Origin of the sequence: Chryseobacterium sp. IHB B 17019, assembly GCF_001456155.1 — a bacterium.
Classification (GTDB): domain Bacteria; phylum Bacteroidota; class Bacteroidia; order Flavobacteriales; family Weeksellaceae; genus Chryseobacterium.
The window spans coordinates 1,375,882-1,401,658 of the sequence record NZ_CP013293.1 but is presented as its reverse complement, the minus strand read 5'-3'; the positions used below and the strand labels follow the sequence as shown (position 1 = coordinate 1,401,658).

At 35.2% G+C, this 25,777-nt stretch carries 28 protein-coding genes; 15 read left to right on the top strand and 13 right to left on the bottom strand.

Annotated features, from left to right (window positions below; genetic code table 11):
* Window positions 1-83: 83 nt before the first annotated feature.
* Window positions 84-389 carry a thioredoxin family protein gene (locus tag ATE47_RS06365; protein ID WP_062161171.1) on the top strand — a complete coding sequence of 102 codons (306 nt, stop codon included), beginning with the start codon at window positions 84-86 and terminating at the stop codon, window positions 387-389.
* A 2-nt stretch (window positions 390-391) separates the two neighbouring features.
* On the top strand, window positions 392-640 hold the full coding sequence (locus ATE47_RS06360) for a DUF6952 family protein (protein WP_062161170.1): 249 nt from the start codon (window positions 392-394) through the stop codon (window positions 638-640).
* 186 nt (window positions 641-826) lie between these two features.
* On the opposite strand, the gene ATE47_RS06355 is transcribed toward ATE47_RS06360, so the two are convergent.
* The 3 genes from ATE47_RS06355 to ATE47_RS06345 form a co-directional block, all read right to left on the bottom strand.
* Complete coding sequence (locus ATE47_RS06355) at window positions 827-1,513, bottom strand: Bax inhibitor-1/YccA family protein (RefSeq protein WP_062161169.1); 687 nt, start codon at window positions 1,511-1,513, stop codon at window positions 827-829.
* A 78-nt stretch (window positions 1,514-1,591) separates the two neighbouring features.
* Entirely contained in the window at window positions 1,592-2,038 is a 447-nt protein-coding gene (locus ATE47_RS06350) for a hypothetical protein (protein WP_062161168.1), read from the bottom strand.
* A gap of 38 nt (window positions 2,039-2,076) precedes the next feature.
* Complete coding sequence (locus tag ATE47_RS06345) at window positions 2,077-3,111, bottom strand: acyl-CoA reductase (RefSeq protein ID WP_062161167.1); 1,035 nt, start codon at window positions 3,109-3,111, stop codon at window positions 2,077-2,079.
* Between the two features lie 59 nt (window positions 3,112-3,170).
* Here ATE47_RS06345 and ATE47_RS06340 point away from each other — a divergent pair, with 59 nt between their 5' ends.
* The 8 genes from ATE47_RS06340 to ATE47_RS06305 all read left to right on the top strand — a co-directional run bounded on the left by ATE47_RS06340 (window position 3,171) and on the right by ATE47_RS06305 (window position 11,013).
* The gene (locus ATE47_RS06340) at window positions 3,171-3,521 is read left to right on the top strand and encodes a 4Fe-4S binding protein (protein ID WP_029292947.1); all 351 of its coding nucleotides are present in this window, start codon (window positions 3,171-3,173) and stop codon (window positions 3,519-3,521) included.
* 122 nt (window positions 3,522-3,643) lie between these two features.
* Window positions 3,644-4,708, top strand: a complete 1,065-nt coding sequence (gene serC, locus ATE47_RS06335) for a 3-phosphoserine/phosphohydroxythreonine transaminase (protein ID WP_062161166.1) — start codon at window positions 3,644-3,646, stop codon at window positions 4,706-4,708.
* Window positions 4,709-4,829: 121 nt separating this feature from the next.
* The gene (locus ATE47_RS06330) at window positions 4,830-5,792 is read left to right on the top strand and encodes a D-2-hydroxyacid dehydrogenase (protein WP_062161165.1); all 963 of its coding nucleotides are present in this window, start codon (window positions 4,830-4,832) and stop codon (window positions 5,790-5,792) included.
* A 3-nt stretch (window positions 5,793-5,795) separates the two neighbouring features.
* Complete coding sequence (locus tag ATE47_RS06325; RefSeq protein ID WP_062161164.1) at window positions 5,796-7,040, top strand: DUF1015 domain-containing protein; 1,245 nt, start codon at window positions 5,796-5,798, stop codon at window positions 7,038-7,040.
* A gap of 55 nt (window positions 7,041-7,095) precedes the next feature.
* Window positions 7,096-8,502, top strand: coding sequence for a M28 family peptidase (locus ATE47_RS06320; RefSeq protein WP_062161163.1), 1,407 nt, complete (start codon window positions 7,096-7,098; stop codon window positions 8,500-8,502).
* Window position 8,503: 1 nt separating this feature from the next.
* Window positions 8,504-9,859, top strand: a complete 1,356-nt coding sequence (locus ATE47_RS06315; RefSeq protein ID WP_062161162.1) for a M20/M25/M40 family metallo-hydrolase — start codon at window positions 8,504-8,506, stop codon at window positions 9,857-9,859.
* 150 nt (window positions 9,860-10,009) lie between these two features.
* Window positions 10,010-10,747, top strand: coding sequence for a DUF6261 family protein (locus ATE47_RS06310; RefSeq protein ID WP_062161161.1), 738 nt, complete (start codon window positions 10,010-10,012; stop codon window positions 10,745-10,747).
* Between the two features lie 8 nt (window positions 10,748-10,755).
* Window positions 10,756-11,013, top strand: coding sequence for a hypothetical protein (locus tag ATE47_RS06305; RefSeq protein WP_147297002.1), 258 nt, complete (start codon window positions 10,756-10,758; stop codon window positions 11,011-11,013).
* 69 nt (window positions 11,014-11,082) lie between these two features.
* Here the strand turns inward: ATE47_RS06305 and ATE47_RS06300 are convergent, their stop codons facing one another.
* From ATE47_RS06300 to ATE47_RS06275, 6 genes are all read right to left on the bottom strand, one after another.
* A complete protein-coding gene (locus ATE47_RS06300; RefSeq protein ID WP_062161159.1) occupies window positions 11,083-12,243 on the bottom strand; it encodes an aspartyl protease family protein in 1,161 nt (386 codons plus the stop codon).
* A 92-nt stretch (window positions 12,244-12,335) separates the two neighbouring features.
* Complete coding sequence (locus tag ATE47_RS06295; protein WP_062161158.1) at window positions 12,336-13,112, bottom strand: hypothetical protein; 777 nt, start codon at window positions 13,110-13,112, stop codon at window positions 12,336-12,338.
* A 278-nt stretch (window positions 13,113-13,390) separates the two neighbouring features.
* Window positions 13,391-13,966: a hypothetical protein gene (locus ATE47_RS06290; RefSeq protein ID WP_062161157.1), complete on the bottom strand. Its 576-nt coding sequence runs from the start codon at window positions 13,964-13,966 to the stop codon at window positions 13,391-13,393.
* A gap of 70 nt (window positions 13,967-14,036) precedes the next feature.
* Window positions 14,037-15,101: a peptidylprolyl isomerase gene (locus tag ATE47_RS06285; RefSeq protein ID WP_150114858.1), complete on the bottom strand. Its 1,065-nt coding sequence runs from the start codon at window positions 15,099-15,101 to the stop codon at window positions 14,037-14,039.
* A gap of 54 nt (window positions 15,102-15,155) precedes the next feature.
* A complete protein-coding gene (locus ATE47_RS06280; RefSeq protein WP_062161155.1) occupies window positions 15,156-15,665 on the bottom strand; it encodes an FKBP-type peptidyl-prolyl cis-trans isomerase in 510 nt (169 codons plus the stop codon).
* A gap of 545 nt (window positions 15,666-16,210) precedes the next feature.
* The gene (locus ATE47_RS06275; RefSeq protein WP_062161154.1) at window positions 16,211-17,281 is read right to left on the bottom strand and encodes a branched-chain amino acid aminotransferase; all 1,071 of its coding nucleotides are present in this window, start codon (window positions 17,279-17,281) and stop codon (window positions 16,211-16,213) included.
* Between the two features lie 84 nt (window positions 17,282-17,365).
* Between ATE47_RS06275 and mnmD the strand changes: the two genes are divergently transcribed.
* The gene (mnmD, locus tag ATE47_RS06270; protein ID WP_062161153.1) at window positions 17,366-18,040 is read left to right on the top strand and encodes a tRNA (5-methylaminomethyl-2-thiouridine)(34)-methyltransferase MnmD; all 675 of its coding nucleotides are present in this window, start codon (window positions 17,366-17,368) and stop codon (window positions 18,038-18,040) included.
* Between the two features lie 136 nt (window positions 18,041-18,176).
* Window positions 18,177-18,593 (top strand): NUDIX domain-containing protein, encoded by a 417-nt coding sequence (locus ATE47_RS06265; protein WP_062161152.1) that lies wholly within the window; start codon window positions 18,177-18,179, stop codon window positions 18,591-18,593.
* Window positions 18,594-18,624: 31 nt separating this feature from the next.
* Here the strand turns inward: ATE47_RS06265 and ATE47_RS06260 are convergent, their stop codons facing one another.
* On the bottom strand, window positions 18,625-19,329 hold the full coding sequence (locus tag ATE47_RS06260; RefSeq protein WP_062161151.1) for a DUF4294 domain-containing protein: 705 nt from the start codon (window positions 19,327-19,329) through the stop codon (window positions 18,625-18,627).
* Window positions 19,330-19,380: 51 nt separating this feature from the next.
* Between ATE47_RS06260 and chrP the strand changes: the two genes are divergently transcribed.
* Both chrP and rpe read left to right on the top strand, forming a co-directional pair.
* On the top strand, window positions 19,381-20,454 hold the full coding sequence (gene chrP, locus ATE47_RS06255) for a chryseobasin maturation metalloprotease ChrP (protein ID WP_062161150.1): 1,074 nt from the start codon (window positions 19,381-19,383) through the stop codon (window positions 20,452-20,454).
* Between the two features lie 103 nt (window positions 20,455-20,557).
* Window positions 20,558-21,208, top strand: coding sequence for a ribulose-phosphate 3-epimerase (gene rpe / locus ATE47_RS06250; RefSeq protein WP_062161149.1), 651 nt, complete (start codon window positions 20,558-20,560; stop codon window positions 21,206-21,208).
* Between the two features lie 224 nt (window positions 21,209-21,432).
* On the opposite strand, the gene chrI is transcribed toward rpe, so the two are convergent.
* Window positions 21,433-21,918, bottom strand: coding sequence for a chryseobasin maturation helper ChrI (gene chrI, locus ATE47_RS06245; protein WP_185097139.1), 486 nt, complete (start codon window positions 21,916-21,918; stop codon window positions 21,433-21,435).
* A gap of 180 nt (window positions 21,919-22,098) precedes the next feature.
* Here chrI and ATE47_RS06240 point away from each other — a divergent pair, with 180 nt between their 5' ends.
* Entirely contained in the window at window positions 22,099-23,943 is a 1,845-nt protein-coding gene (locus ATE47_RS06240; RefSeq protein WP_062161147.1) for an alpha-L-fucosidase, read from the top strand.
* 55 nt (window positions 23,944-23,998) lie between these two features.
* On the opposite strand, the gene ATE47_RS06235 is transcribed toward ATE47_RS06240, so the two are convergent.
* Both ATE47_RS06235 and rsgA read right to left on the bottom strand, forming a co-directional pair.
* Complete coding sequence (locus ATE47_RS06235) at window positions 23,999-24,415, bottom strand: nucleoside-diphosphate kinase (protein WP_034752387.1); 417 nt, start codon at window positions 24,413-24,415, stop codon at window positions 23,999-24,001.
* 410 nt (window positions 24,416-24,825) lie between these two features.
* On the bottom strand, window positions 24,826-25,752 hold the full coding sequence (gene rsgA / locus ATE47_RS06230; protein ID WP_062161146.1) for a ribosome small subunit-dependent GTPase A: 927 nt from the start codon (window positions 25,750-25,752) through the stop codon (window positions 24,826-24,828).
* Between the last annotated feature and the right edge of the window lie 25 nt (window positions 25,753-25,777).

The window sequence follows — 25,777 nt, the reverse complement described above, 5'->3', positions numbered from 1 at the left end:
TCTTTATTTTTCAAGGCAAAATTCTTCAAAATAACTTTTGCCATTAACACATTCTCAAATTTTCAAATTAAAAAATTACCTTAATGTATACAGAATTAACAGAAGATACGCTGCAGAATATTGTAAGCGATAATGAAAAAGTGGTGGTTCAGTACGGAGCAACATGGTGCGGAAACTGCAGAATTATGAAGCCGAAATTCAAAAAATTAGCTTCTGAAAACGACAGTATCCCTTTCCTATATGTAGATGCAGAAAAATTACCGGAAAGCAGAAAATTGGCTAAAGTTGATAATTTACCTACTTTTGCAATCTTCAGAAACGGTGAATTGGTGAATCAGGTTCAGAGCAATCAGGCTGAAAGTTTAATTAATTTATTTAATGAATTGTAATTATGAAGTTACCTGTAATCAGACAGTTTTATCAAAATCAGACTCCTGAAAACCTTGAAAAAACGTTGGAAGTTTTAGAAAGCTTCTGCGAGTTCAGAGGGACAAGTGATGAAGATCTAAACGTAGCCGGAGAATTAATTACAAACATCTGCGGAGCTTTGGAAGTTCACGCTAATGTACAAAACGGAATGAGCGAAAAGGATGCCTTAAACTCTTTTGCTCAAAAGGTTTTAGGATCAATTGACAAGTAATTTTAACACAAATAAACACTAATTTATCTTTGTATTAATTGGTGAAAAATATTAGCCAAAATTTGTGTTTTGATAAAAATAAAATCCCGATGAAAAACATCAGGATTTTTTTGGGTTTATAAAATGAATTATAAATTTCGCAATGAAAACTCATAACTCAAAACTTATAATTTATAACTCTCAGCATTAACTTCTTCTGCTCATCAAAATGCTCAAAATATACCAGAACAAAAGCATAATTGAAGCAAACAACTGCAAAGACGCCCCTACATACTGATTCGTACTGTAAGCATCCTTAAGCTTGCTTGTCTGATATAAAATAGTTGCAGAAGCAAGAATCACCATTCCCACGGAAAACCAAAGTCCAAGATTGAAGCCGAAAATCATTCCGGCAACGATCAATCCTATAGAAATAAATCCTCCAATAACGATGATATTTCTTAAAAATGAAAAATCTCTTTTAGATGTAAAAGCAACTGCAGAAATCCCTGTAAACATAGCAATCGTCAACATTGCAGCCTGATAAATCACCTGCCCGCCGGAGTAAACAGTAGCAATATAAATCAACGGAAGGAAAATAACAGCCTCAAGCAAAACATAAAATGCAAGCCCGAAATACTGTGTTGATTTACTCTGGGAAAGAGACCATTTTGTAGCCAAAACTGAAGCCAACCAAAATACCCCAATAATCAGCAGCCAGGCAAATCTTTGGGCAAACATGGCGGCAATCAGCCTTTCCGGTACAACATTAAGCAAAACCGCTTCAACCCCGATGAATGCAAGGATTGATAAAGCTACGTGTAAATACGTCTTCTTGTAAAAGCTTTCCTTTTCAACATCTGAAGAGTGCGCGACTAAAACATCTGTCATCATAGTTTTTAATTTATTTTAATTTTATTTTTTTACAATAAGCAGAAACCAACTTCTAACCTCTAATTTCTAACTTCTAAATTATTTACTGTATTCCGGCTTCACACCAAGAATTTTTCCATCATTTTCAAAGATTACTGTAATAATATCCTTTGGCGGAACAGATTGATCTCCAACATATTTATACTGAATTGCAGGATACGTTTCATTATCCAATAATTTCTGATATCCGGACTTATAAACTTCTGTCTGTCTGTCGAAACTTATTCCACCCGATAATTTTTGAATGACATTATCCGTCACTACATCTTTCACTTTATCAGAGATTAACGCGCTGATTACCTGTTTATCAGAAGCTTTCAGAGCGGTTACAAACTTTAGAAACTGTTTGTTATATAATTCAATTTTATCTTTACTTAATTCAGAAGTCAGTTCAATTTTTTTGCTTTCAACAATTTTAATCTGACTGTTTTGTGAAAAGCCCAGTTGAAAGGCTACAACAGCAAGAATAAGCAATAAATTTTTCATAATAATGTAATAATTGGTTGATGGAAAGATACAAAGAATTAAATTAATGATAAAAATTTCATTGTATCAACATTATCGGCATAAGTGTCTAAACCTGGATTTTGTGCGTCTCCTAATTTAACAGAATCCAGACCCAATTCATCTTTAGCAACAACACATTGAATATTTTCTTCATTATCACTGATAAAGTTCTTCACTTCATCCAAAGATGAATATCTGCTGAAATTAATTACAGAAAGCGGACTAAAAAGTTTATCATCTTCTTTCAGCATTACAAAATTATTATCCCAGAATTTTTCCTGATTTAAAAGATAAACTGCCCTATTATATTCATAATTATTGGCATATTTATTATGATTGATAATCTCCTGGTAATCTAAAAAGTTTTCAAACAGTCGGTCAATTAAAAAATCCTGCGGAATCAAGAGTCTGGTTACATTTCTACAACCCAAACCAAAATACTGGAAAATATCTTTCGCTAAAAGCTGTAATTCTTCAGGCGTTTCATCACCTTTTAAAACAGCAATTGACGTTCTGTTTTTTCTGATGATATGAAGGTAATTTTTAAAGTAATATTCTAGATATCTCGCCGTGTTATTACTACCTGTAGCAATTACTGCATCAAAATTCTCCAATCTTTCAACAAACTCATATTCAACCTCATTTTCAGAGAATTCTTTCCATTTTTTCAGTAAAAACGGAATCATATACTTGTCTTTCGAGGATAGTTTAATAACCGGAATATGGTTGCTCAAAACCGTAGAAATCACGTCATGCAAACCAACAAGGGGAATATTTCCCGCCATGATTAATCCTACTTTTTTGGAGATTTTTGAAATGGAATATTCTTTAAGCCAGTTGTTTATATTTTCCTCCGTCAATAAATCTGCCCATTGTTTGAAAGCAAATTTCTGATTTTCAGCAGTAAACCACGGATTTTCTATTTCCGACTTCCTTAACAATAATTCAAAATCCTGATCATTTTCATTATAGTCAGCCGGATTTTTTGCTAAAAAGTCTTTTATATAATCGCTAAGTCTCGTAAGTCCTAAAACTTGATTTTTGATATTCATAATTACTGTAAAATTGGGGAATATTTTGTAATTTTGTGCAAATTTAAAAAAAATTAGCGATGGCTATTAAAATAACTGATGAATGCATTAATTGTGGAGCCTGCGAACCGGAATGCCCAAACAATGCAATTTATGAAGGAGCAGTAGACTGGAAAGCTTCAGAAGGCACTGAATTAAAAGGTACTGTAACATTAACATCGGGGCTTACAGTAGATGCTGATGCACCACAAGAACCCGTAAGTGATGATGTTTATTTTATTGTAACAGATAAATGTACGGAATGTAAAGGTTTTCATGAAGAGCCACAGTGTGCAGCGGTATGTCCGGTAGATTGCTGTGTTCCTGATGAAGACCATGTAGAATCTGAGGAAGCGCTGCTTAATAAAAAAGCATTTTTACACGGTGAATAATATACGCCGTCTCATTAATTATGGGACGGTTTTTTTAGCCAAAAATCTAATTGATTTTAATAAAATTTAAAAAGTGAAACTGTAAACATTAAAATGTTTATAAAAACCAAAAAAATAAAAATATGATCAAAAAGCACAACTTTAGCGCGGGGCCATGCATTTTACCTCAGGAAGTATTCGAAAAGTCTGCACAGGCAATTTTGGATTTCAACGGAATGGGATTGTCACTTCTGGAAATTTCACACAGAAGTAAGGATTTTGTTGCGGTAATGGACGAAGCACGCGCCATTGTAAAAAGATTGATGAATCTTGGTGATGATTACGAAGTTTTATATTTAGGAGGAGGTGCCAGTTTGCAGTTTGCTATGGTTCCTTACAATCTGATGAAAGTTGGCGGAAAAGCCGCATATACAGATACGGGAACCTGGGCGGCAGGAGCTATTAAAGAAGCAAAAAAACTAGGGACAGTGGATGTTGTAGGCTCTTCAAAAGAGGAAAACTACTCTTTCATCCCGAAAGACTATACCATTGGATCAGAGTATGATTATTTCCATTGTACTTCAAATAATACAATTTACGGAACTCAGATGAAATCTTTCCCTGAAGTGGATACTGTAATGGTTTGTGACATGAGTTCTGATATTTTCTCAAGGCAGCTGGATTTTTCAAAATTTGATTTAATCTATGCCGGAGCCCAGAAAAACATGGGACCTGCAGGCGTTACTTTAGTAGTTATTAAAAAAGAAATTTTAGGCAAAACAGGAAGAGAAAATATGCTTTCAATGCTTGATTATTCTCAGCATATCGCTAAAGAATCTATGTACAATACACCGCCGGTTTTCCCTGTTTATGCATCTTTGCTTACATTACAGCATTTGGAAAACAACGGAGGAATTGCAGCCGCTGAAGCTAGAAATGAAGCAAAAGCAAAACTTTTATACGATGAAATAGACAGCAATCCGCTATTTGAAAGCTTCTGCGTGAAAGAAGACCGTTCTTTCATGAATGTTTCATTTAAATTAATGGATGAAAGCAAAAAAGAACAATTCGACAACGCATGGAAAGCAGCAAACATCAGCGGACTGAACGGGCACAGAAGCCTGGGCGGATACAGAGCAAGTCTGTACAATGCTTTACCGATAGAAAGCGTACAGGTTTTGGTGGATGTAATGAGGTCTATTAAATAATTTAAATGTTTAAAATTCAAAGATTTAAGGATTATTTATTATTCATTAAATTTTCTTAATTTGCGCAACTATTTAAATTTTTAAATAATGCCATCTTTAAATTTTTAAATCAAATAAATACATGAAAGTTTTAGCTAACGACGGAATTTCGAAAGCGGGAGAACAGGCATTGAAAAATGCGGGAATTGAAGTGTTGGACAACAGGGTTGCACAAGACCATGTTATCAATTTCATCAACGAAAACAACGTAGACGTGCTCCTGGTAAGAAGTGCTACCAAAGTAAGGCAGGATCTGATTGATGCATGTCCAAATCTGAAAATTATCGGAAGAGGTGGTATCGGGATGGATAATATTGATGTTGAATATGCTAAAAGCAAAGGGATAAACGTAATCAATACCCCAACAGCTTCTTCAAAATCGGTTGCTGAATTGGTATTTGCCCATTTCTTTTCTTTGGCGAGATTCCTTCACGAATCCAACAGGCTGATGCCTTTAGAGGGTGAAACGCATTTCGATGCGATGAAGAAATCCTTCAGCAAAGCTTATGAACTTTCAGGAAAAAATTTAGGGGTTATCGGTTTTGGAAGTATCGGCCAGGAAGTGGTGAAAATGGGTATTTCTTTGGGAATGAACGTTAAAGTTTTAACAAGAAAACCCAGAACGGAAACTCTTAGTCTGAGCTTCTTCGATGGGCAGTCGGTAAACTTTGAAATCACTTCAACCAATGATATGGATGGCTTCCTTAAAGATCTGGATTTCATCAGTATAAACACGCCGAAAACAAACGAATATATCATAGACACGCCGCAGTTTGAAAAAATGAAAGACGGAGTTTATATCGTAAATACGGCAAGAGGCGGTGTGATCAATGAAGTAGCTTTGGTAGACTATATTGATTACGGCAAAGTAGCAGGAGCGGCACTTGATGTTTTTGAAAAGGAGCCAACGCCTGAAGTCATTTTGCTTATGAATCCGGCGCTTTCACTTTCTCCGCACGTGGGAGGAAATACTGTAGATGCACAGGAGAAAATCGGGGTCGAGCTTGCAGACCAAATTATCAAAATAAAAGAAACTATAAAATAAAATATGCCTGTTTTTAAACCTTTTCGTGGAATAAGACCTCATAAAGACTATGAGAGTACTTTCCCTACTCACCCTCTGGATAACTTCACTCAGGAAGAGATAGCGGAAAAAGCTCAAGTTGAAAACACTTACATCAATATGATAAAACCCTATGTTGTAAGTAAATCCAAAGATATTGATAGGAATTTAAGGAAAATCCGGTCAACATTTGAAGAGCTGCTGAGCGAAAACAAACTCGTGCAGGACAATTCGGCGTACTATCTTTATGAGCAGATCTATCCTAACAAACAGGTTTTCAGAGGACTTCTCGGGCTGACAAGCATTGAAGATTTCTGGAATGGTAAAATCAAGAGACACGAAAGTACAATTCCTCAGAAGAAAGAGAAACTGGCTCATTATCTTGAAAAAGTAAACCTTCAGGCTGAACCCGTGCTGCTTACCTACCCTTCCAATTCTAAGATTGAATTACTGATGAACCATGAGGAAAAAAATGTCCCGATTTTTAATCATGTGGATTCAAAAGGGATCAGACATAAAATCTGGAGAATTGACAACCGTTTAAAACTTCAACAGTTCAAGGAAGTTATCGATCAGATCGACTCTTTTTATATTGCAGACGGGCACCACAGAATCGGTTCCACAGCATTGAATGCAAAATATCAGAAAGAAAAAAACAAAAGACACAACGGGACAGAACTTTACAATTTTGTTTACAGCTTTATAGTTTCAAACCAATCAATTAAAATCCATGATTACAACAGGATTGTAAGCGATTTGAACGGACTTTCCAAAGAAGATTTCTTACAACAGCTGGAACAATATTTTTTAATTCACGAAAAAGGAGAAACGGCATATTATCCTTCGCAAAAGTTCCACATCTCGATGTATCTGGATGGTAAATTTTACTCTCTTCACGTAAAGCATGACCTCCGTTCTACGGAAATGTCTCTGGACAACCTTGATCATCATTTATTAGATAAATATATCTTTAAAAGTATTTTAAAAATTGAGGATCCGGACAGCTCTGAGAAAATTTCTTACATAAAGGGAACTTCAAGTCTTGATGGAATCAATCAGATAAAAGAAAAAATTGACAGCGGAGAAGGAAAAGTTGGATTCGGAATTTTTCCTGTGAGTTTTAATGATATGATTAAAATATCGGATTTAAGACTAAGTATGCCTCCAAAATGTACATTTATTGAACCAAAATTGGTTACAGCATTATTAATGTATGATATGAAACCTTAAAAAATTCCTATTTTTTCCCTACTTTTATCAACGGAAAAAGAAAGGTAAATAAAAAATGAAAAAAATATTCATTATAATTCCACTCTTTTTGGGTGGATTTTTATTTTCTCAAAAAAAACCTCAGAAAAAAACGGTTAAAAAGACAACAACCTTAGCCAAATTCAACTATTACGATGAATTTAAAAAGATCTCGGACGAGATCATGACCAACGGAACAGCTTACAATAATCTTGGTGAACTGACGAAAGGCGTTGGCTCACGCTTCAGTGCAACTCCCGGATATACAAAAGCTGTAGAATGGGCAGAAAAAAAGTTCAAAGATATCGGGATTGAAATGATCTGGAGACAGGAAGCAAAAGCCCCGGTTTGGGTAAGAGGAAGAGAATCTCTGCAGATAAAAGCCGGAAATGGAGACTGGAAAAGTATCAGGATGCTTTCTTTCGGGAATTCTGAAGGAACGGGTGGAAAAGATCTTACGGGTGAAATTGTTTTAATCAATTCGACCTCTGAGCTTAATGCAATGTCAATAGGACAACTGAGAGACAAAATTGTTTTCGTCAATCTGCCGATAGACCCGAAAATCATTAATACAAGTGATTCTTATTTAATTACTGCAAAATCAAAATTAATTTCAGCTTCCGTTATTGCAAAAACAGGAGCTAAGGCATTAATCATAAGGTCTTTAACAACAGCAAATGACGACACGCCTCATGCTAAAATGATCTATTACGAGCCGGATGACAAAATAAGAATTCCAGCTTTGTCAATTGGAGTAAGATCTGCCGACGAACTAGAAAAATTATTAAAAAAACAAAAAGTTACAGCCAAAATAAACATGTCCGCCGAATCAAAAGGCGAAACAACCAATCCTAACATCATCGCTGAAATTCCGGGTAAAAAAGACTCTAAAGTAATTGTTCTCGGTGCCCAGCTTGACTCCTGGGACTTTGGAGAAGGCGCCATTGATGACGGAACGGGCGTTGTGCAGTGTATAGAAGTTTTAAGAACCTTAAAAGCGCTTGGCTTTGAAAATAATCATACCATCAGGGTTGTCCTGTACGCCAACAGTGAAAATGGCGGACAAGGAAGAGAAATGTATGCAGCTTATGTTAAGAAAAAAGATGAAAAACATATTTTCGCGCTGGGAACAGACGCGGGAGGCTACTCACCGAGAGGTTTTGCTTTGGATATGTCTCCGCAGAGAAGGAAACTGATTTTTCCATGGAAAGAATATTTTCTTCCTTACGGCGTTTATGACTTTGACCAGACTGATGCCATCCAGGATATTTCTCCTTTGAAAAAATTGGATATTCCTTTGGCAGAGCTTGTTGTAGATACACAAAGATATTTCGACTATCACCACTCGGTAGAAGATACTTTCGATAAAGTGAATAAAAGAGAACTTCTTTTAGGTGCCGTTGCCATGACACAAATGATCTTTATGATTGATAAAAACTGGTAAAATGAAAAAGATATTAGGAGCATCATTATTCCTTCTGAGCATGGCTGTTTTGGGGCAGGCCAAAGAAGACTCCATACAGTTTGCAAGAATTTCAACAGAAATTTTAAATAACGGAAAAGCTTACACCGAATTAAGAGATTTAACTAAAAATATAGGTCACAGACTAAGCGGCTCCGAAGCCTATGAAAAAGCCGTAAAATGGGCAGAACAAAAACTCCGTGATGCCGGAGCAGATAAGGTATGGCTTCAGGAAGTAAAAGTCCCTGTCTGGGTAAGAGGAAAAGAATCATTACAGATCAAAACCTCCAATGGAAAATGGACAAACTTAAAAATGCTTTCACTGGGGAATTCTGAAGGTACCGGCGGAAAAGATGTTTCAGGAGAAATCATTATGGTAAAATCGATGGAAGAATACGAAAAACTTTCACCGGAACAGGTAAAAGGTAAAATAGTTTTCTTCAACTACCCTTTCAGTCAGTCTTATGTTGAAACTTTCCGAGGATATGGTGACGCTGCAAAATATAGAGTGAAAGCTGCTTCTTTAACCGCAAAAAAAGGTGGTAAATTTGCCATCATCCGTTCACTTTCTTCTGCATTTGATGATATTCCGCACACTGGAGCAATGCGTTATGAAAACGAAAATAAAATTCCCGCTGTTGCCATAGGAAATACAACAGCTGATGAGCTGGAAGTGCTTTTAAAATCACAAAAAATCACTGCAAAGCTCAATTCAAACTGCGGAATGAAAGGCGAGAAGCCTTCCCACTCTGTCATCGGTGAAATTACAGGTAAAAAAGATAAAAGCGTTATTGTTGTCGGCGGACATCTAGATTCCTGGGATGTTGGTGAAGGTGCCCATGATGACGGTTCGGGAATTGTTCAGAGCATTGAAGTATTGAGGACTTTCAAAAAGCTTGGAATCCGGAATAATCACACAATTCGTGTTGTCTGTTTTGCCAATGAAGAAAATGGCGTAAAAGGTGGAATCCAATACGGAAAAACAGCAAAAGAAAATAATGAAAAACACCTTTTTGCCATAGAATCTGATGCCGGAGGTTTTGCTCCGAGAGGGATTTCTTTGAATATGGACAATGAGAAAAGAAAGCAGATTCAAAGCTGGGCCAGCCTATTTTTCCCTTACGGAGTTTACAATTTCGAGGGAACATATTCAGGAACAGATATTTACCCGCTTCATGACATGGGCGTTCCTACCTCCGAATTAGTCCCCGACTCTCAAAGATATTTTGACATCCATCACACGGAAGAAGATACTTTTGAAAAAGTCAACCGCAGAGAACTTCTTTTAGGAGCTGTTGCAATGACACAGATTATTTATATGATCGATAAAAACTGGTAAAATATAAAAACCGTCTTTTTAGAGACGGTTTTTTGTTGGAGATATTTCACTTTAAAAATCTTAACTATTTAATAATTAATATAAAAAACAACCATTTGGCACGATAATGGCTGCATAAACTTTGAAAAAAAATAAAAACACACTTTAACGATGAAAAAATTAATTCCGGTGGACCTTTCAAGGTTGCACCCCGCTGAATTCGAACAGCTCATTGTTCGCTTCATTGAAGATTTCAGTAACTCAACTTTAAACACCAGTACGGATGCAGACTTTAAGAGGTTGTATGATAACATCCAGTCTCATATAATGATGTATCATTTTACACTTAATCAGGTACAGGCCATTGAAGAATCAGTAAAAATTACTGAGGCGGATGCTGTACGTGACAGAGATTTACAGGCTTTAAGAAATGCAGTAAAACCTTACAGAAACGCAAAAACTCAAGCCGAAAAAGATGCTTTCTTTACCATAAGATTATTGCTAAACCAATATAAAAATGTACAGAATGCATCTTACAAAGAACATACCGACATGCTGAATACGCTTGTCGAAAAACTACTCTCTTCAGAATACAGCTTCCATGTTTCTGTATTGAGTATCGTGAAGTTTGCCAATCATTTGTCTGACTCTAATGCAGCTTTCAACAGCGTATTGACAGGATGTTCTTACCAAACATCGCAGAAAATGACATTTGATTTAAAGGCTTTAAGGAATATCCTTACTCACGATTATAAACAGATGGCAAATTATATCGTAACCTTAGCCAATGTAAAAGACGATGTTTTTTACAAAGATGTATTAACCATCCTAAATAGCGGAAGAGCCTCTTTCTCCGGGATTATCTCAGCGAAAAGATATGGCAATAAAAAAGAAAGTATAACAATTTAAAAGTAATTATGATGAAGAATTTAATGGAAACTATGTTTAAGAATCACGAGGATTCTTTAAAAATGAAAGTTTGGAGTATTATTTTATTAATTGGTTTTGCACTGTTTTCAGTGCTGATATTTGTTTCGAAGATCAGTTTCAGCAGCCTTCTGGTTTATCTTGTTGCTTTTGTAGCATATATCGGATTTAGCCTGTTGTTCATCAGGTCTTTAAGTGAAAGCAACAGAAGTCTTTATATCAAAAAAAGATTAGACAGACACTCATAACTAATTGTAATTTTACTAAAAAACCGTTCTCAAATTGAGAACGGTTTTATTTTTTGATATACTTAAATATTATAAATAAGCTTTCTTGTCCAATTTAAAATCGAGAACTTTCCCGTCTCTTTTTACTTTGATATCAATCGTTTTCTGATCCTTCTCTATTCTGTTCAACATATAATGACAGGCAGAATCTTTGTCAAGATGGTCAAGATCCACATTATTAATACTGATAATAGAATCTCCTATTTTTAATGGAAAATTTTCATCCTTAAATACAAAAGCTACCACAGGTTTTGCATCTATAAAACGATAGCTGAACCCGAAAGACTCCAATTTTACAGGATTAGTTTTGACTCTTTTCATGTAAATCCTGCTATTTTTCCAATCGAGAATAAAAATAAAATCTTTAAAAAATTCGTTTCCGATAAGATCTGAGCTTCCCGTTGCAATCAATTCATTCTGGAAGTTTTTATTTCCCAATATCATATTTTCGGTCTTGAAAATATATCCTGAGACAGGTTTTCCCGCTCCAAAAGCTCCGACAGTATTAGTCCCGAAGGTTTCTATAGATTGTTTTACTTTTTGAGGATCAAAATTCTTATCAGCAATTCTCAATCTTCCCGAAGCACCAGTATCAAAAGTCAGTTGAATCTTTTTATCTAAAATTTTCGCTTCAATTACCGGAGTTTTCTGCGGTTTTGCTTCAAATGGAATGATAAGATCATAACCACCCAGACCAAATAACGATAAATCTTTCGTCGCTTCCAATGAATTTTCAGAATAATTTACTCTCCAATATAGTTTTGCCATCTGATTGGCTCCAATAATCCCATCAACTTTAAAACACCCCAGTTCTGCCGTGTTAAGATCAAGAACAATGGCTCCGATATTTTTGAAAATTACGTTGTCAACAATCATTTCCGGAAGCTCTGTAAAAATCTGTTCCTGCTTGTTTTTCTGTGAATCTTTTACTTTGCTTTTGTGTTTTTTCTTGAGATTCAACTCATTGTAAATGCTGCTGGAAATAACAGTCGGCGCCCCTGAATCAAATAGAAAATTGTAAGTTTTCCCATTGATAGCTACCGTTACAAAAGGAAGTTCATTAGCATATCGCAGATTGATCTTCTCAACAGGTTTCTGAAGCTGTACTTCCCCATTTTCAAAGAATCTCTTTCCCTGCGCCGATATCAGAATAGTACAAAAGGCAAAAAATGAACAGAAAATTTTCTTCATAAATTATTTTTCCACGAAAGTATCACTATTCATTTTAATATGTAAATTTTCAGGAAAAAAACTGTGATTTTTAAGAACTATTTAACCTATTCCTAATCGATAGGAGTTGAAAAAAAGTAGTTCTCAATCAAGTTAACACCTTTAAAAGACGCTGCATTATTAAAAGTATAAACGCTTCTCGAAATACTATTGCTGTCAGACTGCATGACATAGTATAAAGTCACATTGGAATTGGTAGTATTATTGTAAACAAACGCTTGCGTAATTTCAAAATCCCTTCCCATTAATGGCTGAAAATTCGTACTTCCCAGAATTGGGGTATCTATTGGATTGTTGTTATTTGTTCCGACATTTTTAGTCCCGACATAGGTTCTTACAAAACCCGAATTAGAATTGTTCAAGACATGTATTTTCATATAGATCATGTGCGATCCGGGGGTTATGTTAAGACTTGCAATCCTGTTCCAGTTGGTATTTCCAATAGCAGTATTGTCTGCCCAGCTGAATGTTCCAATAATATTCTGTCCTGTAAAAATTGTTAGTTCTTTCCATGTTCCAACGCCGTTTGCATCACTGTATAAAACCTTATTGAGTGCTTGGTTTCCGTCCGAAAGTTTAAAACCAAATACCGGGGAAGCTTGAGTTCCCGTTGTTTTTATATCCAGTTTTACAGTTGGATTTGTGTGTCCGATGGCCAGATTTCCACTGGGCCTGGAAACGACAACATCATTATCAGGATTGGTATCCGAAGCACTTGCCGCTCCATTAACATGCAGAGTACCGACAGGCACTGATGTATTAATCCCTATCTGTGCAAACGTAAATAATCCTTTACATAAAAAACTTAAAATAATAATTTTCTTTCTCATAGTTTTTTTCCCAAAGGTAAGATATTTTACATAATAAGCAAATAAAAAGCCAATTTTAACATATTACAAACAAAATATATCAAAATTAATATTAATATGATAATTTTACTATAAAAATTAGAAAATGATTTATGGAAATAACTATTTGAAATAATTCACTTGGAAAGATGTTTAAAAAAATAAATGTTAAGTATTTAACTATGGTTTTATTTGATTGATAAAATTGTTATTAAAAAAAGCCATCCTCTCGGACAGCTTTAAAATATCAAAACAAACTTCTAAATTTTATCAAGAATTTTTTGTGGTAGTACTTTTTTCAGTTGAGCCTTATGCTCCTTTTCAAGAATTACAAATTTCCAATATTTTTTGTCTTTAGAAATAGCGCAGGTTTTCATATTGGCATTGATGAGATATGAACCTTCATTTGCTAAATATGTAACATTATTTTTACCATATTTACTCATTAAAGCACTGCTGACTTTCTTTTTCATGTCATCATTCATTGAACTGACATTGCATTTCAGCTTTAAAAAGTAATTAGCAATAGAAAAATATTCACCGCTGAATACTTCAGGCTTTTCAATATTTCCGAACTGTAGACCTTGTATTTCGACGTTCATAAACGGATTATTGTAGGTCATGTTCAAAATCTGGGTCATTTGGTCTTTCGGTATTACGGTAAAGAATTTAGGGTAAATGCAGCTTACGGCCTGGTCTATTTTTTTCGCTTTAATGCTGTTTACAAAATAGGTAAATGATTTTTTTATTGCTGAGTCATCAGGATTTACTTTTGTCTGGGCAAAAGATATGACTGACAATAGCGCAAATAAGAATATTAGTGATTTGATTTTCATTACAATTTGGTTATAGATGAATAAAAGCCATCCTTTCGGACAGCTTTCAATAATATTTTAAGATTTCAATTTATTGTACTTTCACAAGCTCAACATCAAAAATCAACCATGCATTTGGCGGAATTACACCTCCTGCACCTCTTTCTCCATAGCCCATTGCCGGTGGAATCAATAAAGTGGCAGTTTCACCTTCTTTTAACAAAAGGATCCCTTCGTCCCAACCTTTGATTACTCTTCCCATTCCGATAGGAATGTCGATAGGCTCATTTCTTTTGAATGAAGAATCAAACTCGGTTCCATCTACTAGTTTTCCTGCGTAATGTACAGAAACGTTGTCGCCAGCTTTTGGAGCTTTTCCTGTGGAAGTTTTTGTAATTTTATAGTAAAGTCCGGATTCTGTTTTTTGCATTCCAGCCTTTAGGTTTTCAACCATTTTCTGCTGGTTTGCTTTAAACTCTTCTTCTTTTTTCTTCTTATCAGCTTCTTCCTTAGCTAAATAAGCTTTATTATTTTCTGCAATTTTAGCTTTTCCTTCCGTGAAAGTTTTTGCAGCATCATAGTTTTTATATTCATCACCTTTGCTGAAAATAGAAACTTTTTCTAAAACAATGTCAGTTTTAGGTTTGTCTTGAGCTCCTTTTTCTACGTTTGCGATAGCGTCGATTACATCATTACCTTTTACCACTTTTCCGAAAATCGTGTGTTTTCCGTCTAACCATGGAGTAGCAACTTCTGTGATAAAGAACTGAGAACCATTTGAGTTCGGGCCGGAATTAGCCATAGAAAGGATTCCCTTTCCTGTATGCTTAAGGTCATTTTTTTCGTCCTCGAATTTATATCCCGGATCTCCCATTCCCGTTCCCTGAGGATCACCTCCCTGGATCATGAAATCCTTGATTACTCTGTGGAAAATCGTTCCATCATAGAAAGGAACTCCTTTTGCCTTAGCTTTGTTGTCGATTTTTCCTTCTGCAAGACCAATAAAATTAGCTACAGTTACAGGTGCTTTTTTATCCTCAAACTGTACGATAAGGTTACCTTTTGTTGTTTGAAGATTTGCATAAAGTCCGTCATTAAGACCTTCATAAGTTTCTTTGTCTACGTTCATTTTTTTATAAATTGGTGTACAACTCATCAGCGAAATGCTTGCCGCCGCCAGAATTATATTTTTGTTAAACAATTTCATTGATTATAATGCTTTTAATTTTATGATTAGTGGAATATCGTTATCTATTTTCTTCTCATCGCCATAAGTCCCGTACGCAAGAGAAGATGGAACTAAAAGCGTAACTTCCTCACCATCATGTATAAAACGCAAAGCATCTTCTACAGCTTTCAATTCCTCAAAGTGCCCGAATTTAGCGTCTCTTCTTTGTATAGGCTGATCATATATTTTCGTCTGATCGAAGTCGTATAGATCGTAAGAATAGGAAATCAGGGAGTTGTCCTGTCTCCTTTGTCTTTGGTCGAAACCCTGCGTGCTTACCCAATAATTGAGCTGGGTAGGATAAAATTTCACAGGTTGACTATTGATCCATTCCTGAATCTGCATTCTTTCCTGAGCATTAAGGTTTTTCATCCTGTTTTTCGAAATATCAAGATCTTTCTGGTTCAAAACGCCGCCAACAGGGGGATGAGTCTGTGCATTTTTGCTACAGCTCAATAAACCTAATACCGATATGAAGAGTATTTTTTTCATAAACTTTTGCGAAAATACACATTTCAGGAATCAATTACAAAACTTGACGAACTTATTGAAATAAAGTTTTAATAATTTGTTGAAAATAAATTTGATCTTCAAATTATTATGATTTTAAATTCAGTCTAATCAACTTTTATTTTAGACTTCTTGACTCCACTGAATTGGATTTATCGTTTTTGAGAAGCTATTTCCCGCTTTCCGCACTCGCTATTTTTTGGTTTTTGGGTTGCGGCGGCTTCGCCGCCGCAACCCAAAAACCAAAAAATGAGCTCAAACAATCGCTGCAATCGGGGCTAGGTTATAGGAGTGGTAGCTTCGAGAGCCTCAGCTACCAATCACTGGCAGTCGTTTTTATTCAAAGTTGATCATTCTGTTGTCATGCTGAAAGCACCTAGGCCTGAATTCTTCCCTATTAACTTCTAATTCTATATTTAGATCCCTTCGACTGCTTCGCGCTCAGGATGACAGTCGTAAGCAAATCGGTTTTAAAACAAAAAAAGCCGGGAAATACCCGACTTTATATTAATTTTTAAAGTTTAAAATTAAACCGTTTCCATAACATGATCAACCAATACTCTCCATCCGAAAGGATCTTCTGAAAGGTTGGTCTGCAAATCAACTAAGTCGTTTTTTAAAGTAACTGCATAGCTTTCTTCATCGGAAAGTCTTGGTAATTCCAATTTCTCACCGTTATATCCTAAAGCTTGGAAAACTGTAGTAACAACTGCTGTTCCAACGCCCCAAACTTCTTTCAAAGTTCCGTTTCTTTGAGCTTCTACAACATCTTTTACTTTAATAGGCTCTACTTTTACTTCAATTCCTCTTCTTTTTGCCAGTTGGATGAAGCTGTCTCTTGTAACACCGTCCAGGATTTTTTCTGAGGTTGGCGGAGTATAAATCGTATCGTTGATTCTTACAAATACATTCATTGTTCCACTTTCCTCGAAATATTCATGCGTTGCATCGTCTGTCCAGATGATTTGCTCATATCCTTCTTCGATCGCCAATTGCGTTGGATAGAAAGATGCAGCATAGTTTCCGGCAGCTTTAGCAGAACCTACTCCACCACTTGCAGCTCTTGAATAATGATCTGAAATTTTCACAGAAACAGGCTCTGTATAATACATTTTTGCAGGTGTTGCAACGATTGCAAACATATATTTATTGGCAACTCTCGCTTTCAAAGCTTCTTCTGTAGCGAAAATCAATGGTCTGATATACAAAGACATACCTTCCCCCTGAGGAATCCAGTCTCTATCGATGTCAACTAATGCTTTCAATCCTTCTAAAAACATTTCCTCAGTTACTTCAGGCATTGCAAGACGCTTTGCCGACTTGTTGATACGTTCAAAATTCTTTTCGGGCCTGAAAAGGAAAACCTGTCCGTCTTTGTCTTTATAGGCTTTCATACCTTCAAAACAAGCTTGTCCGTAATTTACGCCCATCATAGCTGGAGTAAACATCAAAGGACCGTATGGAACTAATTTTACATCACCCCATTTTCCATTTTCATACTCGCATATTATCATGTGATCAATAAAAGTATTTCCAAATGAAAAATTGTTAGGGTCGAATGTAGAAATTCGGGAGTTTTCAGTTTTTTGAATTATCATTTCTAAAATTATTTATGATGTTCTACAAATTTAACATAATTTTCTAAATATAAAAATTTTGGAGTAAATTTGTGAAAAAATAGCTTGAAAAGAGAAATTAAAACCACAAACGACGGTAGTAAAACATTGTTTATCAACGAATTAAATGAAAACTATCATTCTCACCATGGCGCACTTCAAGAAGCAGAACATGTGTTTATCAAAAATGGATTAAATTTGATAAATGATTACGAAATTAATATTTTAGAACTCGGTTTTGGAACAGGTTTGAATGTTTTGGTAACAATTAATGAATATTTAAAAACTGACAAAAATCATGTTATTAATTATTTTACCCTTGAAAAATATCCCATAAATGAATCCGAAATTAGTGATTTGGCATATTTTGAGCTTTTCGATAACGTAGAATTCAAAAATATTTATCAAAAAATTCATCAAGCAGATTGGGAGAAATCGGTTGAAATTATTAATGGATTTAATCTAAAAAAGATACAATGCGACTTCTTTGACCTGAAAAACATTAATTTATCAAAAATCAATCTTGTTTATTTTGACTGTTTCGGAGCCAGAGTACAGCCGGATCTTTGGGAAAAACCCCTGTTTGAACTTGTATCTGATAAAATGGCAGTCAACGGTTTATTAACTACTTATTCATCAAAAGGTAGCGTAAGAAGGATCCTGCAGGAACTTGATTTTAAAGTGGAAAAGAAACAAGGTCCTCCTGGGAAAAGAGAGATGATTAATGCTGTGAAATTATAGGATGGAAGTCAGGGAGTTTGAAGCTGGAAGTTTTGCATGACCGTAAAACATATAGTAGTAAACCTCCGGCATCCAGCTTCAATCTCCCTGCAATTTTCACAAAATATTCTTACTTTAGCTTTACAAATTATTAAATATGATAGATAAGATCAACGTTAGAGTGTATGCCTGTGCGGTAAAGGATAAAAAAGTACTTACTTTATATGAAGAATATGTTGGCGAACCTTTAATGAAATTTCCGGGTGGCGGGCTGGAATATGGTGAAGGATTAATAGAATGTTTGCATCGTGAATTCGATGAAGAGCTGAATGTAAAAATTGAAGTGGTGGAGCATCTTTATACGCAGGAAAATTTCCTGGTTTCGCGTTTCAGGGAAAATGAACAGCTGCTTACTATATATTATATGGTAAATATTCTAAATGAGGAAGACTTTTTGATTTTAGATCCCTGCATCGAAAAAACAGAATGGATTGATATCGACAGACCTGATAACCCGTTTACTTTACCCATAGATAAAATTGTTTTCGATAAACTGAAAGAAAAATTCCTGTAAAAGCTTTACAGGAATTTTTGATATATAAATATTATTTGGTCACTCTAAAATCACTGGCGCCGGGATAAGGCTGCAGATATCCGGAATTCCAATTAGACTGAAGCAGAGATTCCAGGTATTCATCAGTCCTGTTTTTATGCGGGTCGTATTTGTCTTTAAGGTCGATATCCGCCATTTTTCCTTTTACATTCCACCAGAAAGCACTCCATCCTCCTCTTAATTCTTTGATAATTTCATATACATTCTTACCGGTTGCCCTGTTCATCAGCTTTGCAAAGACCTGGCCTTCAGTAGTGGTAAGATCCCTGAGTTGTTTTTCATACTGATCTGCCAATATATTTTGTCTGTCCTTTATATATTTTCTTTTTGCTTTACTGTCAAGATCTGTCATTTCCTTCTGAATATCCCTGTACTGTTGAAGGGCGGTCAAAAACAAAGGATAGACTCTGTATAGCTTTTTATTAAGGAAAAAATAATAGTTTCTGTCCAGTTGGTTATTAAATCTCGGTTTATTCACTAAAATCAACTCATCCATAACAATTACAGTTTCACCGTTGATCTCATATACCTTCATCTTTTGCCTTTCGTCATAGTAATATTTTTTACCAAATTCATCCGTTTTCAGTAATTCCGGCGGATATTGGCTCAAGGGTCTTGCAAATACAGAATCCTTTTGACCAAAGGCAGTGATCCCAAAAAAGAGAAGAAAAAGACAAATAATCTTACTAAAATTCATTATTTTTACGCGTATTAGAACAAAAATTAAACGCAAAAATCATTCCTTTTTATGAAATTTGAAAAGAAATCTTTGAAATTTTTAGAAAAATATTTAAATACTTCATCACCAACAGGTTACGAACATGAAGGGCAAAAAGTTTGGATGGACTATATTAAGCCATACGTAGACAAGGTAGAAGTAGATCATTACGGAACTTGCTATGGTATAATCAATCCCGAGGCGGAATTTAAAGTAGTAATTGAAGCTCATGCTGATGAAATCTCATGGTATGTAAATTATATTACAGACGAAGGATTGATCTACGTTATCCGAAACGGAGGCTCAGATCAGACCATTGCACCTTCAAAAGTTGTGCACATTCATGGTGAAAAAGGAATTGTTAAAGGTGTTTTCGGATGGCCTGCAATTCACACAAGAAGCAATCAGAATGAACCAACCCCAAAAATCGAAAACATTTTTATCGACTGCGGGGCAACCACCAAAAAAGAAGTTGAAGACATGGGAATTTTTGTTGGCTGCATGATTACTTATCCCGATGAATTTTTTGAAATGAATGACCGTTATTTCGTTTGCCGTGCTCTAGACAACCGAATCGGAGGCTTTATGATTGCAGAAGTAGCAAGACTTTTAAAGGAAAACAAAAAAATGATCCCGTTTGGTCTCTATATTACAAATTCTGTCCAGGAAGAAGTTGGATTGTATGGTGCTGATATGATTGCAGATACGATCAAGCCTAATATTGCTATCGTAACAGATGTTACCCACGACACCACAACGCCAATGATCGAAAAGAAAAAAGAAGGCGATCAGAAATGCGGAGCCGGGCCAGTGGTTTTCTTCGCACCGAGTGTTCACCACACAATCAGAGAATTGATTATTGACACTGCAAAAGCCAAAAAAATTCCGTTCCAAAGAGCAGCAGCTAGCCGTGCAACAGGAACGGATACAGACGCTTTCGCACACTCAAACGGAGGTGTTCCAAGTGCATTAATTTCCCTACCTTTGCGCTACATGCATACAACGGTAGAAATGGTTTCCAAAGAAGACGTAGGCAACGTGATTAAGCTCATCTACGAAACCGTTCTTAGAATCCAGCCGGAAATGAAATTGAAATATCATTAAAAGATACGAGATGTCAGACACCAGATATAAGACTTAATAATTTGCATCAAATTTTAAGTCTGAAATCTGATATCTCTTATCTTAAATCTTATAAAAAGTAAAAATGAAAACGAAGCTTATTGCTCCTTCCCTTTTATCTGCAGACTTCGGGAATCTGCAAAGAGACATTGAAATGCTGAACAATTCGCAGGCAGACTGGTTCCACATCGACGTGATGGACGGCAGGTTTGTACCCAACATTTCGTTCGGTTTTCCGGTGATGAAAACAATCCAGCAGCATGCCAAAAAATTTGTGGATGTACATTTGATGATTGTTGAGCCTGAAAAATATGTTGAAGAATTTATTAATCACGGAGCAGACTTGGTTTCTGTACATTATGAAGCTTGTACTCACCTTCACAGAACGATTCACCATATCCAGAGTCTGGGCGCGAAAGCGGGTGTTGTTCTCAATCCTTCCACTCCGGTTTTGATGTTGGAAGATATTATTGCTGATGTGGATTTGGTGTTGTTAATGAGTGTAAATCCGGGATTTGGAGGACAAAAATTCATTGAGAATACTTACAAGAAAATTGCAGAGACAAAAGATTTAATTTTAAGCAATAATTCTACCGCGCTTATCGAAATAGACGGAGGAGTAAATCTGGATAATGCAGCCAAACTTTTCGAGGCCGGAGCTGATGTTTTAGTAGCCGGGAATGCTGTTTTCTCAGCAGAAAGCCCTGAAAGAACAATTGAATTATTAAAAATTTAATTCGTTTTTGTAGTTAAAAAATAAAAGGCAACTCTATGAGTTGCCTTTCACTTTTTGAAAATCTGAGCTTTAATGGTTATTAGTTTTAGACTTCAATGTTTGAATTTTTCTGATTCTAATGCTGATGTAAAGATCATCATAAAACAGATATAAAACATCCGTAAAAACACGGAATTTTACTATGCGTATTTCTACTATATTTTAAATTTGATTAATTTTTTACATCAATCAATTTTATTCCAGACACAGGCACAAACCGTTAGAACAATGGTGATTACAGAAAAAAGTGTTCTGATATTGTTCAGGAAATTCCATCTGTTTTCAAATTTACCACGCATTTCTTTGATCGCTTCCGCCGATGAATTGGCAATATCAAATTGAGCCAATTGATCATTCAAAGGAACATTTCCAAACATGGTTACCCCAAAAACACCGATCAGATATGCTAAAGTAGCTAACAAAAGTAGTATGAAAACCGGATTTTGTCCACGATAAAAAAATGTTGAAATAGGAAGTAAAAATGCCGTTCCCATAAAGCTTAGGAAGAATACGGGGTTCAGGATTTCTCTATTGATCGACTGCATAGATTTCAAATATTCGGTATCTGATAATTTTCCCAATCCTAATACAACCGAACATGAATAAGCGTAAAAAAGTCCGGCAATCAAGGCCGTGACGGTAGCTGTAATGATTAAAAGTATTGTTGTCATCTTCATAATTTTAATTTAATAGTTTAGTCTTTTTTGTAAAAGATAAAAATAATACATTAAAATACAATTTATGTTGAATTTTATTAAATAATAAAATCCCGTTTTAACAAATATCATACTTACCAAAATTATTCAAACCATAAACAAGGATTTATTCGCAGCTTTCCTTATTTTAGTAATATGAAAGGAAAATTCGTAAGCATATTATCTTTAGGATTAGCTTTAACAGCTGGAAAAATCACCGCTCAGGAACAAACTTCCAACAATCAGAAAATGGAATGGTTTCAGGATGCCAAACTGGGAATTTTTATCCATTGGGGAATATATTCCGTTGATGGAATCTCAGAATCATGGGCATTTTTCAATAATTATATCAATCACGAAAATTATATGAAACAGCTGAACGGATTTTCTGCCTCACAATACAAACCCGCCGAATGGGTGAATTTAATTAAAGATTCCGGGGCAAAATATGCAGTAATCACCACAAAACACCACGACGGAGTTTCTCTTTGGGATTCGAAAGCAGAAAAAGCTACGACCATTCCGAAAAATTCTCTGGCAAAAAAAGACGTTCTCTCACCTTTCATTTCAGAACTCAAAAAATCAGGCTTAAAAACCGGCCTCTACTACTCTCTTCCGGACTGGAGCCACCCTTATTACGACGTTAATACAAGGACAAAAAAACGTTACGATATCAAAAGTGATTTCAATCGCTGGCAGAATTTTATTAATTATTATCAGAATCAATTAACTGAGCTTTCCTCTCAATATAAACCTGATCTTCTGTGGTTTGATGGTGACTGGGAACATACTTCCGATGAATGGCAGGCCCCAAAAACATTAGAAAACTTAAGAAAATTCAATCCGAATATCATTATTAATTCAAGACTAAATCACCACGGAGATTATGAAACCCCGGAACAGGGAATTCCCGTTATAAAGCCACAAAGTGAATATTGGGAACTTTGCTACACCATGAATGACGCTTGGGGTTACCAGCCTTTTGACCAAAATTATAAAACCTCAAATATGATGGTGAGAACCTTGGCTGATGTCATCAGTATGGGTGGAAATTTATTATTAGACATTGGGCCAAAAGCAGACGGAACAATTCCGGAAAAGCAAGTGGAGATTTTAAAAAGTTTAGCAAGATGGACTTCCAAAAACTCTGATGCGATCTACGGCACTCGAAGCGGATTGCCTTTTGAAAATTATAAAGGAAAATCTGCTTTTTCAAAAGACGGAAAAAAATTATTCATTTATCTGGAAGAAGCGAAAGACTTTACGAAAATTTATGGTTTAAGTTCAATTACAACGTCTGCAAAAATTCTTGGTGACAGTAATGGAAAAGTCGATTTTAAAACGGATAATAATGGAAACCTTACTTTGAACTTTTCTAATGTAAAGTTCGACAAGGATGTAACCGTAGTTGAATTAGGTTTTAATGAAAAAATTAAATTTAATCCAACTGTTAAAAAAGAAAATTATACTTTAAATCAAATTTTAGAAATTAAGAATACAAAATCTGCAACCTATGAAATTGCAGAACAGCTGCACGGCGGAAATAATATTTTCAATAATTCCGGATTGACAAATGACGGCCAAGAGATGAAAATTTTGAAAACAACTAAAACAAATCCTGAAATTTTCAGCTGGATCAGCAAACATTCGGAAGCACTTTTCGGAACAGAAAAAGGTTTACCCAATGGACATTTTCCAGGAAATACGGCACTTTCAAAAGATCGACAGACCCTTTACCTTTTTGTCGAAGGAACACCGACGGGGCCTATTGCCTTGAAAGGAATCAAAAACGGAATTGCAAGAATCAGAATTGTTGGCGAGGGGTCTATTATCCCACATAAAGTTTATAACAAATTGTATTGGAGTGAAATTCCGGGTATTATTTACATTGACGTTCCAAAAGAAAGACTGGATAAAAATATGACAGTAATTGCAGTTTTATTAGACAAACCGATTGAATTGTACCGCGAAAAAGTGGGAGCTATTGAAAATAATTTATAAAAAACAAAATCCGAAGAAAAGCTTTCTCCGGATTTTTATTGTAAAATAATTTTTCTTAGAAAATTTCTCTTCCTGAAAAATGAAATTTTGCTTCAATAAGAGCATTCTCATCAGAATCAGAACCATGAACAGCGTTTTCCCCGATGCTTCTTGCAAACATTTTTCTGATCGTACCTTCAGCAGCTTCAGCCGGGTTGGTAGAACCGATTAATGTTCTGAAATCTTCAACAGCATTGTCTTTTTCAAGAACCGCAGCAACGATTGGCCCTGAGCTCATGAACTCAACCAATTCTCCATAAAATGGTCTTTCAGCGTGTACTTCGTAGAATTTTTTTGCATCAGCTACAGTAAGTTGAGTCAATTTCATTGCTTTGATTTTGAAACCTCCTTCTGCAATTTTACCTAATATAGCACCGATATGTCCGTCTGCAACAGCATCAGGCTTAATCATAGTGAATGTAATGTTAGACATAAATGTATATTTTTTTAATGGCGCAAAAATACAAAAAATATCTTTGATTTTAATTTTAAAATATTTTTAACATAAAAATAACTTTTATTAAGAAATCGTGAACCGAATTGGCACAGTAATTGTTTCTTCTAATGCGATTCTCATGTTTAATTTGAGTTTTCATGGTTATTAGTTTTTACCCAGCTTCGGCTGGGTTTTTTATTGACCAATATTCCCCAAATTTTACACCTAAGTTTAACATTATTAAATAATTAAACCGCTGTTTAAAAAAAATTAAACAGATACATTACGTTTTGTTAACACTAAAATTGATTTTTGAATAAGATTTAAATTGAGATCAAAACAATTATATTTTTTGCAAGTTTGAGCCTACAAAATATTTATTTTGGAACTAATTTTCTTTGAATAAATTATTTTTGAGCCATTTCTTCCGCCTCTTCCATCAGCTTAATATAAGTGGAATATCTTGAATGCTGAATTTCTCCTGTTTCCAGCCCTTCAATTACGGCACATTTTGGCTCATTTATATGAACACAATTATGATATTTACATTCTTCTCTTTTTCTGAATATTTCCGGAAAATAATGCTGTACTTCTTCCTTTTCGATGTCGATCATGGCAAATTCCCGAACTCCGGGTGTATCAATTACATTTCCGCCAAAATCCCAGAAATGCATCTGCGCAAATGTTGTTGTATGTTTTCCTTTGAGGTGAGTACCCGAAATTTCAGAAGTTTTTAAATTTAATCCAGGCTGCAAAGCATTCACCAAAGTAGATTTTCCACAACCGGAATGCCCGAAGAACACGGAGGTTTTATCTTTAAGAAGTTCCTGAAGATCATCTAAATTTAATCTTGAATAAGAAGAAATCTCCAGGCTGTCGTATCCTATTTCCTGGTAAAGAAATTCTATATCTTTTACAATTTCTATTTCTTCATCATGTAAAACATCAATTTTGTTGAATAAAATTAATGGTGTAATATTATATGCTTCACAACATGCCAAAAATCTGTCCAGGAAGCCAAGCGAGGTTTCAGGATGTTTTAAAGTAAAAATAAAACAGGCCAAATCAATATTTGAGGCAATGATATGTGCTTCTTTTGAAAGGTTTACAGATTTTCTGATCAGGTAATTTCTACGTGGCTCTATTTTCGTGATCCAGGCGATATCATCCTGCTCTAATTGAAACTCAACAAAATCTCCTACAGCAAGCGGATTGGTCAGTCTGGTTTTAATTAATTTAAATTTACCCCGAATTCTGGCCTCAAAAATCCTTCCGGTTTCCATTTCTAAAACCTGATACCAACTTCCTGTAGATTTAATGATTTTTCCTTTCATAATAGTATTGCTGCAAATATAAGCA